The sequence below is a fragment of the Bradyrhizobium sp. genome (assembly GCF_030654605.1).
In the GTDB taxonomy this organism is placed as follows: domain Bacteria; phylum Pseudomonadota; class Alphaproteobacteria; order Rhizobiales; family Xanthobacteraceae; genus Bradyrhizobium.
Genome location: NZ_JAURXB010000079.1, coordinates 77,684 through 96,402, shown reverse-complemented (window position 1 = coordinate 96,402; position 18,719 = coordinate 77,684). Strand labels below are relative to the sequence as shown.

17 protein-coding genes are annotated in these 18,719 nt (G+C 63.8%); 8 read left to right on the top strand and 9 right to left on the bottom strand.

Going from position 1 to position 18,719, the window contains the following annotated elements; translation table 11 throughout:
- Positions 1-21: 21 nt before the first annotated feature.
- The 3 genes from Q7U29_RS08590 to Q7U29_RS08580 are packed head-to-tail and all read left to right on the top strand — an operon-like array spanning position 22 to position 4,636.
- Positions 22-2,547 carry a circularly permuted type 2 ATP-grasp protein gene (locus tag Q7U29_RS08590; RefSeq protein WP_304740411.1) on the top strand — a complete coding sequence of 842 codons (2,526 nt, stop codon included), beginning with the start codon at positions 22-24 and terminating at the stop codon, positions 2,545-2,547.
- Positions 2,544-3,422, top strand: coding sequence for a transglutaminase family protein (locus Q7U29_RS08585; protein ID WP_304740409.1), 879 nt, complete (start codon positions 2,544-2,546; stop codon positions 3,420-3,422). The genes Q7U29_RS08590 and Q7U29_RS08585 overlap by 4 nt, the downstream gene beginning before the upstream one ends.
- On the top strand, positions 3,419-4,636 hold the full coding sequence (locus Q7U29_RS08580) for an NAD(P)/FAD-dependent oxidoreductase (RefSeq protein WP_304740407.1): 1,218 nt from the start codon (positions 3,419-3,421) through the stop codon (positions 4,634-4,636). The genes Q7U29_RS08585 and Q7U29_RS08580 overlap by 4 nt, the downstream gene beginning before the upstream one ends.
- Positions 4,637-4,869: 233 nt before the next feature.
- On the opposite strand, the gene Q7U29_RS08575 is transcribed toward Q7U29_RS08580, so the two are convergent.
- The 9 genes from Q7U29_RS08575 to Q7U29_RS08535 all read right to left on the bottom strand — a co-directional run bounded on the left by Q7U29_RS08575 (position 4,870) and on the right by Q7U29_RS08535 (position 12,624).
- Entirely contained in the window at positions 4,870-5,001 is a 132-nt protein-coding gene (locus Q7U29_RS08575) for a hypothetical protein (RefSeq protein ID WP_304740405.1), read from the bottom strand.
- 95 nt (positions 5,002-5,096) lie between these two features.
- Positions 5,097-6,059, bottom strand: coding sequence for a TRAP transporter substrate-binding protein (locus Q7U29_RS08570; protein WP_304740403.1), 963 nt, complete (start codon positions 6,057-6,059; stop codon positions 5,097-5,099).
- Positions 6,060-6,100: 41 nt separating this feature from the next.
- On the bottom strand, positions 6,101-7,408 hold the full coding sequence (locus Q7U29_RS08565; RefSeq protein ID WP_304740401.1) for a TRAP transporter large permease: 1,308 nt from the start codon (positions 7,406-7,408) through the stop codon (positions 6,101-6,103).
- Position 7,409: 1 nt separating this feature from the next.
- The gene (locus Q7U29_RS08560) at positions 7,410-7,955 is read right to left on the bottom strand and encodes a TRAP transporter small permease (protein WP_304740399.1); all 546 of its coding nucleotides are present in this window, start codon (positions 7,953-7,955) and stop codon (positions 7,410-7,412) included.
- A gap of 180 nt (positions 7,956-8,135) precedes the next feature.
- Positions 8,136-8,945, bottom strand: coding sequence for an aspartate dehydrogenase (locus Q7U29_RS08555; protein WP_370691718.1), 810 nt, complete (start codon positions 8,943-8,945; stop codon positions 8,136-8,138).
- A 32-nt stretch (positions 8,946-8,977) separates the two neighbouring features.
- Entirely contained in the window at positions 8,978-10,516 is a 1,539-nt protein-coding gene (locus Q7U29_RS08550; protein ID WP_304740395.1) for a tripartite tricarboxylate transporter permease, read from the bottom strand.
- Positions 10,501-10,977 (bottom strand): tripartite tricarboxylate transporter TctB family protein, encoded by a 477-nt coding sequence (locus tag Q7U29_RS08545; protein WP_304740394.1) that lies wholly within the window; start codon positions 10,975-10,977, stop codon positions 10,501-10,503. Before Q7U29_RS08545 ends, Q7U29_RS08550 begins: the two co-directional genes overlap by 16 nt.
- Positions 10,974-11,936: a tripartite tricarboxylate transporter substrate binding protein gene (locus tag Q7U29_RS08540; protein ID WP_304740393.1), complete on the bottom strand. Its 963-nt coding sequence runs from the start codon at positions 11,934-11,936 to the stop codon at positions 10,974-10,976. The genes Q7U29_RS08545 and Q7U29_RS08540 overlap by 4 nt, the downstream gene beginning before the upstream one ends.
- Before the next feature lie 181 nt (positions 11,937-12,117).
- Positions 12,118-12,624, bottom strand: a complete 507-nt coding sequence (locus Q7U29_RS08535; protein WP_304740392.1) for a ferritin-like domain-containing protein — start codon at positions 12,622-12,624, stop codon at positions 12,118-12,120.
- A gap of 205 nt (positions 12,625-12,829) precedes the next feature.
- Between Q7U29_RS08535 and Q7U29_RS08530 the strand changes: the two genes are divergently transcribed.
- The 5 genes from Q7U29_RS08530 to Q7U29_RS08510 all read left to right on the top strand — a co-directional run bounded on the left by Q7U29_RS08530 (position 12,830) and on the right by Q7U29_RS08510 (position 18,713).
- The gene (locus tag Q7U29_RS08530; RefSeq protein ID WP_304740390.1) at positions 12,830-12,994 is read left to right on the top strand and encodes a DUF2934 domain-containing protein; all 165 of its coding nucleotides are present in this window, start codon (positions 12,830-12,832) and stop codon (positions 12,992-12,994) included.
- 326 nt (positions 12,995-13,320) lie between these two features.
- The gene (locus Q7U29_RS08525) at positions 13,321-13,767 is read left to right on the top strand and encodes a cache domain-containing protein (protein WP_304740455.1); all 447 of its coding nucleotides are present in this window, start codon (positions 13,321-13,323) and stop codon (positions 13,765-13,767) included.
- A gap of 46 nt (positions 13,768-13,813) precedes the next feature.
- On the top strand, positions 13,814-15,526 hold the full coding sequence (locus tag Q7U29_RS08520; protein ID WP_304740388.1) for a methyl-accepting chemotaxis protein: 1,713 nt from the start codon (positions 13,814-13,816) through the stop codon (positions 15,524-15,526).
- A 63-nt stretch (positions 15,527-15,589) separates the two neighbouring features.
- On the top strand, positions 15,590-16,972 hold the full coding sequence (locus tag Q7U29_RS08515; protein ID WP_304740386.1) for an ethanolamine ammonia-lyase subunit EutB: 1,383 nt from the start codon (positions 15,590-15,592) through the stop codon (positions 16,970-16,972).
- A 154-nt stretch (positions 16,973-17,126) separates the two neighbouring features.
- Positions 17,127-18,713, top strand: coding sequence for a B12-binding domain-containing radical SAM protein (locus Q7U29_RS08510; protein WP_304740384.1), 1,587 nt, complete (start codon positions 17,127-17,129; stop codon positions 18,711-18,713).
- Positions 18,714-18,719: the final 6 nt, after the last annotated feature.

Sequence of the window (18,719 nt, the reverse complement as noted above, 5' to 3'; positions counted from 1 at the left end):
TTGAGGGCGGGAGAGTCTGACATGGCGGGACGCGACGGCCGGGAAAGCATTGGGGCAAGCAGTCAGGGAACCAGGGTCCGTCCGGGCAACCGGCGCGTGGCGCAGTGGGCCCGCGACTATGTCCGGCTGCCCGGAATCCCCGATGAATATATCGGCCAGGACGGCGCGCCGCGCGCGGTCTGGACCCGGTTCTTCGAGGCCTTCGCGAGCCTGAGCCCCGCCGATATCGAGCGCCGCTTCGGCGCCGCCGACCGGCATTTGCGGGAAGCCGGCGTGACCTATCGCGCGCCGGGCGAGACCGCCGACCGGCTTTGGCCGCTGAGCCACCTTCCGCTGCTGATCGACGAGGCCGACTGGCAGCAATTGACCGCCGGCATCGTGCAACGCGCGGAATTGCTCGAGCTGGTGCTGAACGACCTCTATGGCGAGGGCCGGCTGGTGGCGGAGGGCGCGATACCCGCCGCGGCGATTGCCGGCAGCACCGAATATCTGCGCTCGGTGTGCGGGGTCAAACCGCCGGGCGGCCGCTATCTCAGCATCTATGCCGCCGATGTCGGGCGCGGGCCCGACGGCCGCTGGTGGGTGCTGGGCGACCGCACCCAGGCGCCGTCAGGCGCAGGCTACGCGCTGGAAAACCGGCTGGTGCTGTCGCGCGCCTTTACCTCGCTCTACAAATCCATGAACGTCGAGCGCGTGGCCACGTTCTTCGAGGCCTTCCGCGACTCACTTCGCGCCAGCGCCGACCGCGATGAGCCGCGCATCGGATTGCTGACGCCGGGCACCTTCAGCGAAACCTATTTCGAGCACGCCACGCTGGCGCGCTACCTCGGCTTCCTGCTGGTCGAGGGCGACGATCTCGCCGTCAGCGGCGACCGCATCCATATCCGCACCGTCGCCGGGTTGAAGCGGCTCGACGTACTGCTGCGCCGGGTCGACTCCAATTCGCTCGATCCGCTGGAACTCGACGCATCCTCGCAACTCGGCGTGCCCGGCCTGATCGACGTTATCCGAAAGAACGGCGTCGTGATGGCCAACATGCCGGGCTCCGGCGTGATGGAGGCGCGGGCGCTGCTGGGCTTCCTGCCCAGCCTGAGCGAGCGCTTCCTCGGCGAAGATCTGAAGATGCCGCATATCGCGACCTGGTGGTGCGGCCAGAAGGCCGCGCGCGAGGAAGTGCTGGCGCGGCTCGACGAGTTCGCCATTGAGGGCGCCTATGGAAGGGGTGTTCCCGGTTTCGGCAGGGGACCCATCCTCGCCGCCGAATTGTCTGCCAGCGAGCGGGAACGGCTCAAGACCGCGATCTCGGATCGCGGCATCGATTATGTCGGCCAGGAACTGGTTCGGCTGTCGACCACGCCGGTGTGGGACAACGGCCACATCACGCCGCGGCCTTTCGTGCTGCGCGTGTTCGCGGCGGCAACGGCCGATGGCTGGACCATCATGCCCGGCGGCTTCTGCCGGATCGCCGATCAGCCCGATGCCCGCGCGGTCTCGATGGGCGACGGCGCCCGGGCGGCGGATGTCTGGGTGGTATCCGACAAGGCGGTTTCGACTGCCACCCTGCTGCCGGGGGTCGATACCGTGCGGATCCGGCGCATCGCCGGCGTGGTGCCGAGCCGCGCCGCCGACAATCTGTTCTGGCTCGGCCGCTATCTGGAGCGCGCCGAGGCGACGCTGCGGCTGTTGCGGGCGCTCGGCATGCAGCGCGATGCCGGCAAGGGTTCTCCGACCGTGCTGCCGGCGATGGAGCGGGTGCAGCGGCTGCTGGTGATCTGGGGCGCGGCCTCGCAAACCTCGCGCGCGCACCCTTCGAAGGTCGTGGCCGAGGCGCTGCAGAGCGAGGAAAAGTTCGGTTCGGCGCTGTCGCTGGTGCGTTCGGCGCAGCGCACCGCGACGTCGCTGCGCGAGCGGCTGTCGCCGGACGCCTGGCAGGTGATCACTGAAATGTCCGAGCGGCTGGCGCGGGAAGTCGAGGACGATGACGGTGTGCTGATCGCCGCCGAACTGACGCTGCAGGAACTCGCGAGCTTCGCCGGCCTCGCGCAGGAAAACATGAACCGCGCCGCCGGCTGGCGGTTTCTCGAAATGGGCCGCCGCGCCGAGCGCGCCATCAACACCGCGCGTTTCGCGCGCCAGTTCGCCTATGACGAGGCCGTCAGCGAGGACCTCGATATCCTGCTGACCCTGGTCGACTGCCAGATCACCTATCGCTCGCGCTATCTAGTCGGTCCGTTGCTGGCGCCGGTGCGCGACCTCGTGGTGCTCGACCCCTATAACCCCCGGTCGGTCGCGTTCCAGGTCTCGGCGCTGAACGACCACATCGCCAGCCTGCCGACCCTGAAGGAGGGTGGATTGATCGAGCGGCCGCAGCGGCTCGCGGTGGCGCTGCAGGCGATGCTGACGACGACGGAGGCGGCTTCGCTCGACACCAAGACGCTGTTCGCGCTGGAGCAGGATCTGCTGACGCTGGCCGATGCCATCGGATCGCATTATTTTCCGCACGGGCCCAATGCGAGCCGGCCTGAAAAGCTGACGGGCCTCGCGTGATCTACGACATCCGTCACGTCACCAGCTACTCCTATGAAAGCCCGGTGAGCTACTCGCGCTGCTCGCTGCGGCTGGAGCCCAGGAGCGGCGACGGACAGCAACTGGTCTCGCACACCGTCGAGATCAGGCCGCGGCCCGCCGACCGCACCGTCAGGCATGATTTTTTCGGGACCCACACCGAGAGTATCGTGATCGAGACCTCGCACCGCAGCCTGCGAATCGATTCCCGCTCGCGCGTGTCGGTTTCCCGCCGCGTGCCCGCCCGTGACGCGCCAAGCCGGCCATGGGAAGAGGTGCGCGACGTCGCCTTCGAGTCTACCAGCCTCGGCCCGGAATCGCCGATCGGCTACGTCTTCGTCAGTCCGCTGGTCCCGGTGCAGCAGCCGGTGACAGCCTATGCATCGCTGAGTTTTCCGAAAGGCGCAGGAATCCTCGCGGGCGCCGTCGATCTGATGCATCGGATCCGCACTGAATTCAGATACGACCCGAAGGCCACCGTGATCTCGACGCCGCTCGAGGAAGTGTTCGAGAAACGCCACGGCGTCTGCCAGGATTTCGCCCATGTGATGATCGCGGGGCTGCGCGGCCTCGGTCTGCCGGCGGCCTATGTCTCTGGCTATCTGCGCACCATTCCGCCGCCGGGCAAGCCGCGGCTGCAGGGAGCGGACGCGACCCATGCCTGGGTCGCGCTGTGGTGCGGCGAGGGGCTGGGCTGGATCGGTTTCGATCCGACCAACGACATCCTGGTCGAGAACGATCACATCGTGCTGGCGGTGGGGCGGGATTTTTCCGATGTCTCGCCGGTCGACGGCATTATCGTGGGCTCCCGCAAGCAGAAGCTCGCGGTGGCGGTCGACGTGCTGCTGGTCGAATGACGCAAGGATCGCACGCGTCCCTGAAAAGCAGAAACCTTGATGTTCACGACGTCATCATCCTCGGCGCCGGCGCCGCCGGCCTGATGTGCGCCGGCGTCGCCGGCCAGCGCGGGCGTTCGGTGCTGGTGCTGGAGCAGGCGCGGCAGCCGGCCGAGAAGATTCGCATTTCCGGCGGCGGACGCTGCAATTTCACCAACCTGCACACCACCCCTGCAAATTTCCTGTCGGACAATCCGCGGTTCTGCCATTCGGCGCTGAGCAGCTACACGCAACAGGATTTCATCGCGCTGGTCGAGCAATACGGCATCGCCTTTCACGAGAAGACGCGCGGGCAATTGTTCTGCGACGGCTCGTCGCGGCAGATCATCGACATGCTGCTGGAGGAATGCCGCAAGGCCCGCGCGCAGCTGCGGCTGGGCGTGCGCATCTCCGCGATCTCGAAATCCGAAAGCGGCTTTGTCGTGGTAACCGACCAGGGCGAGTTTCGCGGCCGCGCGCTGGTGGTCGCGACCGGCGGTCCCTCGATTCCGAAAATGGGATCGAGCGGATTCGGCTACAAGATTGCGGAACAATTCGGCTTGAAGATCGTGCCGCCGCGCGCGGCACTGGTGCCGCTGACCTTCGATGCGGCGCTGCTGGCGCAATTCAAGGAGATGTCGGGCGTCGCAGTCGATGCCGTCGTCAGTTGCGGCAAGGCGCGGTTCGACGAGGCGCTGCTGTTCACCCATCGCGGGCTGAGCGGTCCGGCGATCCTGCAGATCTCGTCCTACTGGCGCGACGGCCAGGACATCGTCATCGACATGGCGCCGGGCACCGATGTGCTGGCCGGGCTGAAACAACTGCGCCATGATCATCCGAAGCAGGAGATGGCCACGGCTCTTTCAGGCCTGGTTCCGAAGCGGCTGGCGCGGATCATTGCGGATGCCACCGCAGGGCCGGAGCGACTCGCCGATTTCTCCGACAGACTGCTGACGCAAGTCGCCGCCAGCGTGTCGCAATGGCGAGTGCGGCCCAGCGGCACCGAGGGCTACCGCACCGCGGAAGTCACGCTGGGCGGCGTCGATACCTCGGAGCTGTCCTCGAAAACACTCGAGTCGAGATCGGTGCCGGGCCTCTATTTCATCGGCGAGGTCGTCGACGTCACCGGCCATCTCGGCGGCTTCAATTTTCAATGGGCGTGGTCGTCGGGCGTGGCGGCGGGGCGGGCCGTTTAGAACCCCGGAGATAAACACGAACTCTCAATGAATACAGTCCTCATCCTGAGGAGCTTGCGAAGCAAGCGTCTCGAAGGATGGATGCAACGGCAGTATTCGCGGCCATCCTTCGAGACGCCGCGCGAAGACGCGCAGCTCCTCCAGCGACAACGGCGAAGCCGTTGCGCGGGGATGAGGTCCGTATTCATTCTCTCAGGATGAGGGCAGAGCGTGCGACCTTAGCCGCGATCTCCCTAGGACTTCGACTGCCGCTTCGTCTCGGCCTGCGTATTGCGGACGGCCTCGGAGAGCATCTCGCGCAGCTCAGCCTTGGTCTTCGGAGGTTCCTTCGTGAAGGATTTTTGCCATTGTGCCATGTCGGTCATATGGGGATGCGCGAGCCGAAATTAAACCCCCGCAGTAAACAAAAAGGGCCCGGCAATCGAATGCCGGACCCTTTGAAATCGCTATAAAGATCGCCCTATTTCTTGTAGGCGGCGATCACGGCCTCACCTTCGGGGCCGGCCTTCTTCGACCAATCGGCCGTCAACTGCTCGCCGATTTTCTCGAGACCGGCCTTCAGCGCCGCAGGTGGCGGAAGCACCTTCATCTTGTTGGCTGCAAGCTGTTCGAGATACCACTTGGCCTTTTCTTCCGCGAGCTTCCAGCCGCGTGTTTCGGCGACCGCTGCTGCCTTGAGGATCGCGTCCTGGGTCGGCTTGTCGAGCGCGTCGAAAGCCGCCTTGTTCACGAAGGTGACGTTCTTCGGAATCCATGCCTGGGTATCATAGAAGTGCGTCATGGTTTCCCAGGCCTTGCTGTCGTAGCCGGTCGAGCCCGAGGTCATGAATGCGTTGACGACGCCGGTAGCCAGCGCCTGCGGCAATTCCGCCGCCTGGATGGTGATGGGCTGCGCGCCGACCAGTTCGGCGATGCGCGACGTCCCGACGTTATAGGCGCGCCACTTCAGGCCCTTCATGTCCTCGACGGTGTTGAGATCCTTCTTGGCATAAATGCCCTGCGGACCCCACGGCACCGCGAACAGAAGCATCAGCCCCTGCGATGCGAGCTTCTTTTCGATGGTGGGTTTCGACGCCAGCCACAGCTTCTTGGCCGCCGGATAGCTCGTCGCCATGAACGGGACGACATCGATGCCGAACAGCGGGTCTTCGTTCTCATGCAGCGAGATCAGAACCTCACCAGCCTGCGCCTGGCCGGTTGCGACCGCGCGCTTGATTTCCGGCGCCTTGAACAGCGACGCCGCGGCATGCACGGTGATCTGCAGCTTGCCGCCGGTGGCGTCGCCAACGTCCTTGGCAAACGTGGTCAGATTCACCGAATGCGGATTGTCCGCCGGATAGGCCGCCGGAAGATTCCATTTTGTCTGCGCCGTTGCGGGAACGACAAGCGCGGGAGCGGCAAGAGCCGCGACGCAGGCAGCCATTGCACACGTTTTAACAAGCCTCAACATGACGATACCTCTCTCTAGCCAGGGAACGCTATCCGCGGCAGCACCATCACAATATCAGGAAAGACCGTGATAAGGGCAACCGCAAGAACGAGCAAAAAGAAGAACGGCAGGGCCGCCTTGGCGACGGTGTTGGAATCCTTGCCGCTCATGGTCTGCAGGACGAACAGATTGAAGCCGACGGGCGGCGAGACTTCTGCCATTTCCACCACCAGCACCAGGAAAATGCCGAACCAGACCAGATCGAAGCCGGCCTGCTTTACCATCGGAATGACGATGGCGGTAGTCAGCACGATCATGGAAATGCCGTCGAGGGCCGTGCCGAGCACGATGTACATGACGGTGAGCGCCGCGATCAGCGCATAGGGACTGAGCTGGAGAGCGTTCACCCAGTTCGCGAGCGCCAGGGGGATGCCGGTATAGGCCATCGACGTACCCATGTAGGAGGCACCGGCCAGGATCAGCAGGATCATGCAATTGACCCGCGTCGCGCCCATGACGCTCGCCCAGAAGGCCTCCCAGGTCAGCGCATCCTGCCACCATGCGATCGCGAGCGACCCCAATACGCCCCAGGCGGCGCATTCCGTCGCCGTCGCCCAGCCCATCAGCAGCGACAGAAAGACGAAAGCGATCAGCAGCAGGCAGGGAAGTAGGTTGAGCGATTCCGAAATGCGCTTGCGAAGGCTCATGGACGGCTCGGCCGGCGGCGTCTTCTTCGGATTGGCGAGCGACCAGACCGCGATGTAGCCGGAGTAAAGCGCCATCACCAGCAGGCCGGGCAGGAAGCCGGCGAGGAAAACCTGAATGATGGAGACGTTCGCCTGCACGGCGTAGACCACCATGGTGATCGACGGCGGAATCAGAATGCCGAGCGTGCCGGCGCCGGCCAGCGAGCCGAGGCTGAGGTTTTCGTCGTACCCTCGCTTCTTCAACTCGGGCAGGGCGATCTTGGCCACCGTGGCGCAGGTCGCGGCCGACGATCCCGAGACCGAGCCGAACACGCCGCAGGCGAGCACGTTGACGTGCATCAGCCGGCCCGGCAGCCAGTTCAGCCACGGCGCAAAGCCGCGAAACATTTCCTCCGACAGCCGCGTGCGGAACAGGATTTCGCCCATCCAGATGAACAGCGGCAGGGCCGCGAGCGACCACGACGCGCTGTTGCCCCACACCGTTGTTGCCAGCACGCTGCCCGCGGGAATAGCGCCGCCGGCGAATTGCATGCCGGCCCATCCCGTCGCCATCAAGGCGACGCCGATCCAGACGCCGGCGCCGAGCAGCAGCGCAAGAAATCCCAGCAGCAGGGCTGCGATGGAGAGCAGCTCCATGTCAGACTCCGCTCTGCATGGCGCGCTCGACGATTTCCTCGGCGGTCGTCGGTTTCGGCAATTCGTATCGCGGCGCGTTGCCGCGCAGCACATGGATCAATTCATCCACGAAGGCGATGAACAGAATCACGAGGCCGCCGCTGTAGCCGAGCTGCGGAATCCACAGCGGCACCGCGATGACGCCCTGCGAAATGTCGAAAAACTTCCACGATTGCCACGTCATGATGACGGCGTACCAGGCGAAAAAGCCGATGAATCCGGTGCCGATGAGGAGAGCGGCGATCTCGACATAATGGCGGACGTGGTCGCTGAGGCGGTCGATCAGGAGACCGACGCGGATCATCTCGCCGTGCTTGAAGGTATGCGCGAGCCCGAGGAAGGCCGTCGCCGCCATGCACCAGGAAATGAAATCGTCGCCAGCCGGAATGTTGAGACCGAGCGGACGGCCGGCCGACAACAGCAGCATCAGCACAAAAATCGCAATCAGGAAGAGGCCGGCGAGATAGCCGGAGAAAAGGTAGAGTCGATCGAGAAACAGGCGGATCATACTGTGTCCTTACTCACACGCATATCGTCCGGAAGCAAGAGACGTACCACTTCCGATAACGATCCGTTCTCCGGAAAGGGTCTGTCGATCCTGACCGTATCGAAAACGAGTTACCGACGTCAGCCCCCGAAGAGGTGCGCGGTACCTTATATTCGATCGCTTCGGGGGCGTCGCGCGCCATCATGTCCCGACGCGAAGCGAAGCCCGCAGCTTGCGCAGACAGGCGATGACCGAGAGCGCGGTGATCAGGCCCGTCTTCGGGTTTTCCGACGGGATGTTCTCGATCGACATCGAGAAGCGCGCTGAATCGGAGTCCACCTCGATCCGGTGCATGTTGCGCGTCACGGTCGGATCCGCCCAGATCTGGATGGTCGTTCGATCGGGACCGATCCCGGCCAGCGACAGGGCGGCGGCCACATTGACATTGGCCGGAAATCCCTTTGCCGCCTCGCGCGCCGTGCCGTCGAATATCTTGAGCGGTTCGGCAAGTCCTTCGATGCCGATGTTGTTCGCGACGATATAGGGCGCGCCGGCGAGCCCGCCCGGCGGCTTGCGGGTAATCATCCGCACCGAATGGATTTTTCCGACCGCTGCCGCGGTAACTGCGTCGAGGCCGATCAGGGCGCCGGTCGGTACCACGATCTGACCGCCATTCTGCTTCGCCAGTTCAATCAGGTCCTCATGGTCGAGCAGCGCACCCGCGCTGAGCACGACCGCGGTCTTTCCGGCACTCACGAACGGCGTCACGATCGACCTCACCAGCCGGCTCGGCGCGCATTCGATGACGATGTCGGCGACATCGACCAGCGCCTCGATCGGCAGGAGCGCGGGCGGTCTGCTTAAACCGGCGAGCAGGCTGCGGTGCTTTTCGGGATTCTGTACCGACACCGCGGTGAGCACCAATCCGTCGATCCCCCGGTCCAGCGCCTCGACCACCCTGGTGCCGATGGCGCCGAGCCCGACAACCGCGATGCGCAGGTCAGGTCGCACGGTTTTCTCCAAATTTGCCATCCAGCTTCATCTCAAAAATCCGGCTCTTCCTCGACCACCCGGTTCTGGTGGCGCAGATGCTGCCATATCGCAAGTGCGACCGATAGCACCGCCGCCGCGAGCAGCCCGCCTGAAATCGGCCGCGTCACGAAAAGCCACGGATTGGCGTCGGTCATGATCGCGCGTACCAGATTGATCTCGATCTGGTCGCCGAGAATGAGCCCGAGGATCAGCGGCGCCAGCGGAAAGCCGAGCTTGACCAGGACGTAGCCGACGACGCCGAACAGCAGCAGCACGTAGACGCTCTGCATGGTGTTGTTGAGCGCGTAGGCGCCGACCACGCAGAGCACCAGCACCACCGGCGCCAGCACCGCCATCCGCACCGAGGTCACGCGCAGCATCAGCGGCATCAGCGCGACGCAGATCAGGAGCATGCAGGGATGCGCCAGGATATAGGCCGCGTAGATGCCATAGGCGAGGTCGGGGTTTTGCGAGATGAACAGCGGTCCCGATTGAATGCCGTGGATCGTCATGGCGCCGAGCATCACGGCGGTGACGGCGTCGCCGGGAATGCCGAACGCCATGATGGTCATCAGCGAGCCCGAGACATTGGCGTTGTTGGAGGCTTCCGAGGCGATGATGCCTTCCGGGTGGCCCTTGCCGAAACGCTCCGGCGTCTTCGAGAATTTCTTGGCCTGGTCATAGGCCATCACGCTCGATGCGCTGCCGCCGATCGCCGGCAGGATGCCGATGATCAGCCCGACGATCGTCGACCACGCCAGCAGGAACGGCTGCCTGAAGATTTCCAGGTTCACCTTGAGGTGCGAGAAGCGCTCGAGCCTGACCCCGACCAGCGATTCCACCGGCTGGTTGCGCGGCCCATTGAGCTTCTCCAGATCGGTCATGATCTGCGCGAAGGCGAAAATGCCGATCAGCACGGGGAGGAACGGAAAGCCGCCGCCGATGAATTCCGAGCCGAAGGTGAAGCGCGGCACGCTGCCGATCGGATCGTGGCCGACCACCGTGATCAACAGCCCGATGGCGGTCGAGAGCAGTCCCTTGAGCAGCGAGGCTTCGGTCAGCCCCGCCACCATCGCCATCGCCAGCACGAACAGCGAGAAGTATTCCCACGGCCCGAATTCCAGCGCGATCGCGGCCAGCGGCCCGGTCAGGAACACCAGGAACAGGGCGCCGAGCAGGCCGCCCCAGACCGACGCCCAGACGCCGAGCCAGATGGCGCGGCCGGGCTCGCCGTTGCGCGACATCGGAAAGCCGTCGAAAGTGGTGGCGATCGACGCCGGCGAGCCGGGGATACCGAGCAGGCAGCAGGCGATCAGACCGCCGGTCGAGCCGCCGACATAGACGCCGGTCATTGCCGCAAGCCCCGCCAGGGGATCGAGCCCGTAGGTGAACGGCAGCACCACGATGACCGTCATGGTGATGGTGACGCCCGGCAACGAGCCGCCGATCACGCCGATGAAGGTGCCGGCAAACAGCGGCAACATGTATTTCCACTGCGCGACGTTGACGAGGCCGTGCCAGAGCAGATCGAGCATCAGAACCCCGTCCATGCGCCGCGCGGCAGCAGCACCAGCAGGTATCGTTCAAAGACGAAATAGCTCACCATGGCGGTGCCGAGCGCGATCGCCGCCAGCACCGCCCATTGCCGTGGCGTGCGCGGCCGGCCCAGAGCGGCCTGCAGGCTGCCTACGAACAACACGGTGGCGAGGCGAAATCCCAGCAGCGGCAGCAGCACCACATAGATGCCGACGATCGCGAAGGCGATCACCACCAGCCGATAGTTTCGCCGCGGCGCGCCGGGAACGTCGGCCACGACCGGCGCACGCTTCATGAGGTCCTGCAGCACCAGCAGCGCGCTCGCCGCCGCCATGAAGCACAGCACGATGGAAGGGTAAAAGCCCGGCCCAACCGGAACGATGGGAAGAGACGGCAGCTGGAACGACTTCACCAGCAGCACCAGGCTGATCGCGAGCAGGACCAGCCCGGCAATTCCGTCGCGGCCGATGCTCATTTCTTGATCAGGCCGAGATCGGTCATGATGGTCTTGCTCTCGCCATCGATCCTGGCGAGGAACCGGGCATAGTCATTGGCATTGAGGTACGCCACGCGGGTGCCTTGCAGCTTCATGGCCTGGGCGAAGCTCGGCTCCTTGGTCGCCTTGGCGCAGGCCTCTTCGAGCTTGGCGCGCACCGGTGCGGGTGTCCCCTTGGGGACCAGGATGCCGCGCGCCACCTCGTAGACGATGTTCATGCCGAGCTCCTTGAGCGTCGGCACGTCAGGCGCTTCCGGATCGCGCTTCTCGCTGGCGATCGCGATGAAGCGCAGTACGGCGGCTTCGACCTTGCCCTTCTGCGTCAGGTTGGAATCGGTAAGGTTGATGTGGCCACCGAGCAGCGCGTTCATGCGCGGCGCCAGCCCGTCATAGGACACGAATTTGAATTTGATGCCGGCGGCCTTCTCGATCATGGCCGGGAAGATATGGCTGGTGGAGCCGAGCGTGGCGCCGACCGTGATCTCGCCCGGCCGCTTCTTGGCGTCGTCGGCGAGTTCCTGCCAGTTCTTCCAGGGCGTCTTGGCGCTGGCGGTCAGCACCGAGGGCGTCGCCGCGACCAGACAGATCGGCTCGAAGTCGCTGTATTTGACGTCGCTGATCCCGGCATAGAACGTCAGATGGATGTAGTCGTGCACCGCGTAGACGGTGTAGCCGTCAGGCGCCGATTTCTGCGCCTCGCGCGCGCCGACGGTGCCGGAGGCGCCGCCGATATTGGCGATGACGACGGGCTGGCCGAGCTGCTTCTGGAATTCGACGGCGAACGGCCGGAAGATGTTGTCGGTATCGCCGCCCGCGGCCCATGGCACGATCATCTTGATGGGGCGGTCGGGATATTGCGCCATCGCGGGCGCGGATAAAGCTGCCAGCACACCGGTCAGCACGGCCGCGCCGGCCAACCTCACGAACGTTCTTGCCATTCGTCGTCTCCCCTGTCGTTTTTTGCGGGCCTTTTCCGGCTCTCGCAGGGGATGATAGCAGCGCCGCCGCGCAGCGGAAAGCCCCGCGGCGCAGGCGCACACGGTCGGCTTGTCGGGATAGATGAAGAAAAAAGGCCCCGGAAACCGGGGCCTTTTCAAAAAGGGGGTACATCCGCCCCTTCTACGCGGCTTGCGCCGTTTCCGCGTGCCGGTTGACTTCCGTCTCGGCGATCTGGCTGAGCGTGCTGTCGGTGGTCTTCTCTTCCTTCAGCGTCGCGTCCAGCAGCTTCACGGCGTCCTTGTAGCCGAGCTCGCTCGCCCAGGTCTTCAGCGTGCCGTAGCGGGAGATCTCGTAATGCTCGACCGCCTGCGCTGCGGCAAGCAGGCCGGCGTCAAGGGCGGCGGTGCCCTTGTACTCGTCCATGATTTCCTTGCCCTCGTCGAGGATGCCCATGATGGCGTCGCAGGTCTTGCCCTTCGGCGATTCATCGATCGAGGCGAATACCTGTTCGAGCCGGTCGACCTGGCCCTCGGTTTCGCCCATGTGCTTCTCGAATGCCGCCCGGAGCTTGGGAGACTGCGCCGCCTTCGCCATCTTCGGCAGCGCGGACAGGATCTTCTTTTCGGCGAAATAGATGTCCTTCAAGGTGTCGAGGAACAGGTCGCTCAGTACTTTATCTTTGGCCATTTTGCCCTCCGGTTTGAAATTGCCATTCTAGAACCGGCCGGGTCGCGTCTTGTTCCTGCCATGCGGTAGGTTTGCCGGGAAAAAATTCAAAAATTTCATCGGCGCGCCTCCTGCGATTTAAGGGCGGCTGTGTGGTGTCGTGTTCCCGCCCCTGGAACGTTTTCGCACTCATTTGGTTGAGCGAAAAAGCTGCAGGAGGCTGCCGGTGGCCAAGCCGCGCGGGATTGAAATCGTACGTCGTGCCTATGAGCTTTGGGAGCAGGCCGGAAAGCCCGATGGGCGGGATCAGGAATTCTATCATCAGGCGGAGCGCGAACTGACCGAGGCTGCGGTGCCCGACGCGACCATTCAAATCGCCCAGAAGGAGTGAACCAGCCGGACGAATTTTGCATGGCTCAGGCCGGGCTCCCTGTGACGGCCATCGCCGCCGGTTCCTTGCGCCGCGCGCGAGGCTGATGCCGCGATCGGAAATCAGTTCCTATCCGAATGCCCGACCCCACCGAGGGGCGTATGCGTTGCCGGCGTTTCGAAATGGCACATCCCTTTACAGGTCGTTTTCCCGATCCCCGTTGCTCTACGGATAGGCACATTAACCGACGGTTCGCTCTTTCGTGACAATCATGCCGTGTGCGGTGCTGCGACCGCGTCCCAACTCAATCGATCCGGAGAGAAAACGTGAACAACTGGTCAACGAAGGTGCTCGTTTCTGGACTGACAGCCATGTTCGTCTGCGCAGGCGCCGCCATGGCCGCCGATGGCGCGGGCAAGGATGACGCTATCGCGATGGTCAAGAAGGCCGTCGGTTTCATCAAGGCGCAGGGCGCCGACAAGGCGTACGGCGAATTCACCGGCAAGGCCGCCGGCTTCGTCGATCGCGATTTGTACGTAGTGGTCTATCAGCTCGACGGCAAGGTTCTGGCCCACGGCTCCAACGCCAAATTCGTCGGCAAGGACCTGATCGACGCGCAGGACGTCGACGGCAAGCTTTATGTGAAGGAACGGGTCGAAATGGCCGCCAAGCAGCCTTCGTTCTGGCAGGACTACAAGTTCGTCAATCCCGTGAGCAAGAAGGTCGAGCCGAAGCAGATGTATTGCGAGAAGGTCGACAACACGGCGGTGTGTGCGGGCATCTACAAGCTCTGACACACTAAGATCGGCTACACGGCGATCGTCGCCTCGAAGGATTGATATGCTGGGCTGGATCAAGAATATCGGGCTGTCCTGGAAAGTTCAGCTCGCGCCGGCGTTTCTGATCCTGGTCCTGATCGGCGTCGGCGTCTATGCCTTGCAGGCGCTGCGATCGAACCAGACCGCGGTCGATGCGCTGGTCGCAGGGCCGATGCGGCAATCGGAACTCGCCAACGAACTCAACACCGTGGCGTGGACCGCGCACGCCAAGCTGTACCGGCTCGCGGCCATCGCGGCCAACGAAACCGACGAAAAGAAAATTCAGGCATTCGCCAAGGAAGCTTCAGCCTCCGCCGCGAAGATTTCGGACGCCCTGAAGGCGGTCGAGGGGGCCCAGGGCAGTGCCAAATCGGATGGCAAATCGGACGGCCTGGAAAAACTGAAAGCCGCCGTCGCGGGTTATCTCAAGCAATCCAAAAATGCCATCGAGATGGCCGATGGCGATGCCGGATCGGCGCTGTTGTTCATCAAGGGCGCGGAACGGAATTTCGTCGATATCGAGAAGCTGACCGACGACCTCATCGCGCGCTCGAGCGACAGCAAGGATCGCGAGATCGCCCGTGCCGGGATTACCCTCGAGCAGCAGCAACTGGCGCTGATGGCCGTGCTGCTGGTGGTGGCTTTCGCCGGCATCGTGGTTTCGTTCCTGATCGGCCGCAATATTTCCCGCCCGGTGGTGGCGATGTCGAAGGCGATGCGTGAACTCGCGGTCGGCAATTTCGACGTCCAGCTGCCGGGCCTCGAGCGCCGCGACGAAGTCGGCCAGATGGCCCGCGCGGTCGAGGAATTCAAGGTGCAGGCGGTGGCCAAGGCCGAACGCGAGACCGCCGAACGCGAGGACAAGAACCGCGAGCTCGCCGTCGCCCGCCGCGCCGAGCTGCATAACCTCGCCGAGAGTTTCGAGGCCGCGGTCGGCAGTATCATCGAAAACGTCGGCGCTGCATCGAGCGAGCTGGAGAATTCCGCCGTCATCCTGACCAACAGCAGTGCGGCGAGCCAGGATCTCTCGGCCGTGGTTGCGGCGGCTTCGGAGGAAACGTCCGCCAACGTGCAATCGGTGGCGACGGCGACGGAAGAAATGGCGAGCTCCATCAACGAAATCGGCCGCCAGGTCGCGGATTCCAACCGGATCGCCACTGAGGCGGTCGAGCAGGCGGGAAAGACCGACGCGCGGATCGCCGAATTGTCGCTGGCCGCCAACCGCATCGGCGACGTCACCCAACTGATCACCACGATCGCGGCGCAGACCAATCTGCTGGCGCTCAACGCGACCATCGAAGCCGCCCGCGCCGGCGATGCCGGCCGCGGGTTTGCCGTGGTCGCGCAGGAGGTCAAGGCGCTGGCGTCGCAGACCGCCAAGGCCACCAGCGAGATTTCGACCCAGATCGCCGGCATGCAGGCGGCCACCCAGGATTCGGTGGTCGCGATCAAGGAAATCTACGGCACCATCGGGCAGGTCTCCGAGATCGCCTCGGCGATCGCGGCCGCCATCGAGCAGCAGGGCGCGGCGACCCAGGAGATCGCCCGCAACGTGCAGCAGGCGGCGGTCGGCTCCACCCAGGTCGCGACCTCGATCGCCGACGTCAACCGCGGCGCCGGCGATACCGGCACGGCTTCCTCGCAGGTGCTGGCGTCGGCGCAGTTGCTGTCCAGCGAAAACAAGCGCCTCAAGGCCGAAGTGGTCAAATTCCTCGCCACCGTGCGGGCTGCGTAGTCTCGCAGCCGGTGATAGTCTTCGAAAGCCACAGCGCAAGGCGCTGACGGATTCGGAGTTCTCATGATCTATCGACACGCCATCGACGCAACCACTTATGTGTTCGATGATCTGCGCGATCTGCTCGCCAAGGCCACGCCGCCGCGCTCAGGCGACCGCCTCGCGGGGGTAGCCGCCGAAAGTGCCGCGCAAATGATCGCGGCGCGGATCGCGCTATCGGACGTTCCCCTGAAACAGTTCCTGCAGGAGACCGTCGTTCCCTACGAAGACGACGAGGTCACCCGCCTGATCGTCGATAGCCACGACGCCACAGCCTTCGCCGCGATATCCTCGCTGACTACCGGCGCATTCCGCGACTGGCTGCTGTCGGACGCTGCGACATCGGCCGTTCTCGCCAGGCTGTCGCGCGGCATCACCCCCGAAATGGCCGCGGCGGTATCAAAACTGATGCGCAACCAGGACCTGATCCTGGTGGCGAAAAAATGCCAGGTGACATCGACCTTTCGCAACACCATCGGCCTGCGCGGCCGGATGAGCGTGCGGCTACAGCCCAATCATCCCTTCGACGACGCCAAAGGCATCACCGCGTCGATCCTCGACGGCATCCTGCTCGGATCCGGCGACGCCTGTATCGGCATCAATCCGGCCAGCGACGATCCCACTGTCATCGGCGGCCTGGTGCGGCTGCTCGATGATGTCATCGCAAGGCTGCAGATCCCGACGCAGGGCTGCGTCCTGACCCATGTCACGACCACGCTCGGATTGATCGAGCGGGGCTTTCCAGTCGATCTGGTGTTTCAGTCGGTCGCGGGCACGCAGGCGGCGAACCGCAGTTTCGGCATCGATCTGGCGCTGCTGCGGCAGGCTCACCAGGCCGGACTGTCGCTGCGCCGCGGCAGCGTCGGCAGCAATGTGATGTATTTCGAGACCGGGCAGGGGTCGGCGTTGTCGGCCAACGCCCATCATGGCGTCGACCAGCAAACCCTGGAGGCGCGGGCCTATGCGGTGGCACGCGCCTTCGATCCGCTGCTGGTCAACAGCGTGGTCGGCTTTATCGGTCCTGAATATCTCTATGACGGCAAGGAGATCATCCGCGCCGGGCTGGAGGACCATTTCTGCGGCAAGCTGCTCGGCCTGCCGCTCGGCGTCGACGTTTGCTACACCAACCACGCCGAGGCCGACCAGGACGACATGGACAATCTCCTGACACTGCTCGCCGCCGCCGGCGTTACCTTCATCATGGGGGTCCCCGGGGCCGACGATGTCATGCTGAACTACCAGTCCACCTCGTTCCATGACGCCCTCTATGTCCGCGACCTGTTCGGCCTGAAGCGGGCGCCGGAATTCGACGACTGGCTGTTGCGCGCTGGGCTGGCCGATGTCGATTTCCGCCTCGCCGGGAATACCGGGCTGCTGCCGGATTTTGCGTCGCGGTTGCTGGCCTGAGGGCTCGGAAAAGCCTTTGCCGGGGCTGCGATGCAACCATCCGGCCATTGGGGGGTTGGAAAGGCCCGCCACAATGTTGAAGAATTTGTAGCCCAGCCTTCGGCCGCGTGCTTAACTTGGTCGCCGGCAGGTTTTACAAGCGTTAGGAAGTTTGATGAGGGCTGAAGGCATCGAGACGGTTCGGCGCATCCTGTGCGTCTTTCCGCGCTATACTTCTTCTTTCGGCACGTTCGAATACGCCTATCCACTCACGGACGGCGTGCAGGCCTTCATGCCGCCGCAAGGGCTGCTGCTGATCGCGGCCTATCTGCCCGAACATTGGCCGGTCCGCTTCATCGACGAGAATATCCGTCCGGCCTCGAGGGAAGACTTCGAGTGGGCGGAAGCGGTGTTCGTCAGCGGCATGCATATCCAGCGTCAGCAGATGAACGACATCTGCCGCCGCGCGCATGCGTTCGATCTGGCGGTCGCGATCGGCGGTCCGTCGGTCTCGGCCTGCCCGGAATATTATCCCTCGTTCGACTATCTCCATGTCGGCGAACTCGGCGACGCCACCAATGAGTTGCTGACACGGCTGGCGCGCGATCCGTCGCGACCCGAGCAGCAGGTGGTGCTGAGGACCGACGATCGTATCGCCATGACCGACTTCCCGATTCCGGCCTACGAGCTTGCCGAGGTCAGAAAGTATTTCCTCGGCAGCATTCAGTATTCGAGCGGTTGCCCGTACCAATGCGAATTCTGCGATATCCCGGGCCTCTACGGCCGCAATCCGCGATTGAAGTCGCCGCAGCAGATCATTGCCGAACTCGACAAATTACTCGAATGCGGCGTGACCGGCTCGGTATATTTCGTCGACGACAATTTCATCGGCAACCGCAAGGCGGCGCTCGATCTCCTGCCGCACCTGGTCGAGTGGCAGAAGAAAACCGGCTATGTGATGCGGCTCGCCTGCGAGGCGACGCTCAACATCGCCAAGCGGCCCGAGATCCTCGAGAAAATGCGCGACGCCTTCTTCGTCACCATCTTCTGCGGCATCGAAACCCCCGATCCCGATGCGCTGAAGGCGATGCAGAAGGACCACAATATGATGGTCCCGATCCTGGAAGGCATTCATACCATCAACAGCTACGGGATTGAGGTCGTCTCCGGCATCATCATGGGACTCGACACCGACAAGCCGGAAACCGGCGAGGCGCTGATCGCCTTTGTCGATGAAACGAAGATCCCGCTGCTGACCATCAATTTGCTGCAGGCGCTGCCGCAGACGCCGCTGTGGGACCGGCTCGAACGCGAGGGGCGCCTGATTCACGACGAAGGCCGCGACTCCAATGTCGATTTCCGTTTGCCCTATGAGCAGGTCATCAGCTCGTGGCGCAAATGCATGGAAATCGCCTACCAGCCGGAACGATTGTATGCGCGCTACCAGTATCAGTGCGACTACACCTATGCCAACCGGATCAAGGTGCCGGTCACGCCGGAGCAGAAGAGCTGGGCCAATATCAAACGCGCGCTGATCATGCTGCGCAATATTTTCTGGAAGGTCGGCGTGCTCGGCGACTACCGGAAAGTGTTCTGGAAATTTGCGCTGGGCCGGCTGCGCCATGGCGACATCGAGGGCCTGATCGCCTCGACCATGATCGGGCATCATCTGATCATGTTCGCGCGTGACGCATCCGAGGGCCAGCAGAACGCCTCGAACTACTCGATCCGGCTGCGCGAGGCATCGGTCCCTGCCGAGTAACCCGCG

Coding starts and splice junctions, on each gene's coding strand:
- Q7U29_RS08590 (WP_304740411.1), top strand. CDS start 22: ATGGCGGGACGCGACGGCCGGGAAAGCATTGGGGCAAGCAGTCAGGGA.
- Q7U29_RS08580 (WP_304740407.1), top strand. CDS start 3,419: ATGACGCAAGGATCGCACGCGTCCCTGAAAAGCAGAAACCTTGATGTT.
- Q7U29_RS08575 (WP_304740405.1), bottom strand. CDS start 5,001: ATGACCGACATGGCACAATGGCAAAAATCCTTCACGAAGGAACCTCCG.
- Q7U29_RS08570 (WP_304740403.1), bottom strand. CDS start 6,059: ATGGCTGCCTGCGTCGCGGCTCTTGCCGCTCCCGCGCTTGTCGTTCCC.
- Q7U29_RS08565 (WP_304740401.1), bottom strand. CDS start 7,408: ATGGAGCTGCTCTCCATCGCAGCCCTGCTGCTGGGATTTCTTGCGCTG.
- Q7U29_RS08560 (WP_304740399.1), bottom strand. CDS start 7,955: ATGATCCGCCTGTTTCTCGATCGACTCTACCTTTTCTCCGGCTATCTC.
- Q7U29_RS08550 (WP_304740395.1), bottom strand. CDS start 10,516: ATGGACGGGGTTCTGATGCTCGATCTGCTCTGGCACGGCCTCGTCAAC.
- Q7U29_RS08545 (WP_304740394.1), bottom strand. CDS start 10,977: ATGAGCATCGGCCGCGACGGAATTGCCGGGCTGGTCCTGCTCGCGATC.
- Q7U29_RS08540 (WP_304740393.1), bottom strand. CDS start 11,936: ATGGCAAGAACGTTCGTGAGGTTGGCCGGCGCGGCCGTGCTGACCGGT.
- Q7U29_RS08535 (WP_304740392.1), bottom strand. CDS start 12,624: ATGGCCAAAGATAAAGTACTGAGCGACCTGTTCCTCGACACCTTGAAG.
- Q7U29_RS08520 (WP_304740388.1), top strand. CDS start 13,814: ATGCTGGGCTGGATCAAGAATATCGGGCTGTCCTGGAAAGTTCAGCTC.
- Q7U29_RS08515 (WP_304740386.1), top strand. CDS start 15,590: ATGATCTATCGACACGCCATCGACGCAACCACTTATGTGTTCGATGAT.
- Q7U29_RS08510 (WP_304740384.1), top strand. CDS start 17,127: ATGAGGGCTGAAGGCATCGAGACGGTTCGGCGCATCCTGTGCGTCTTT.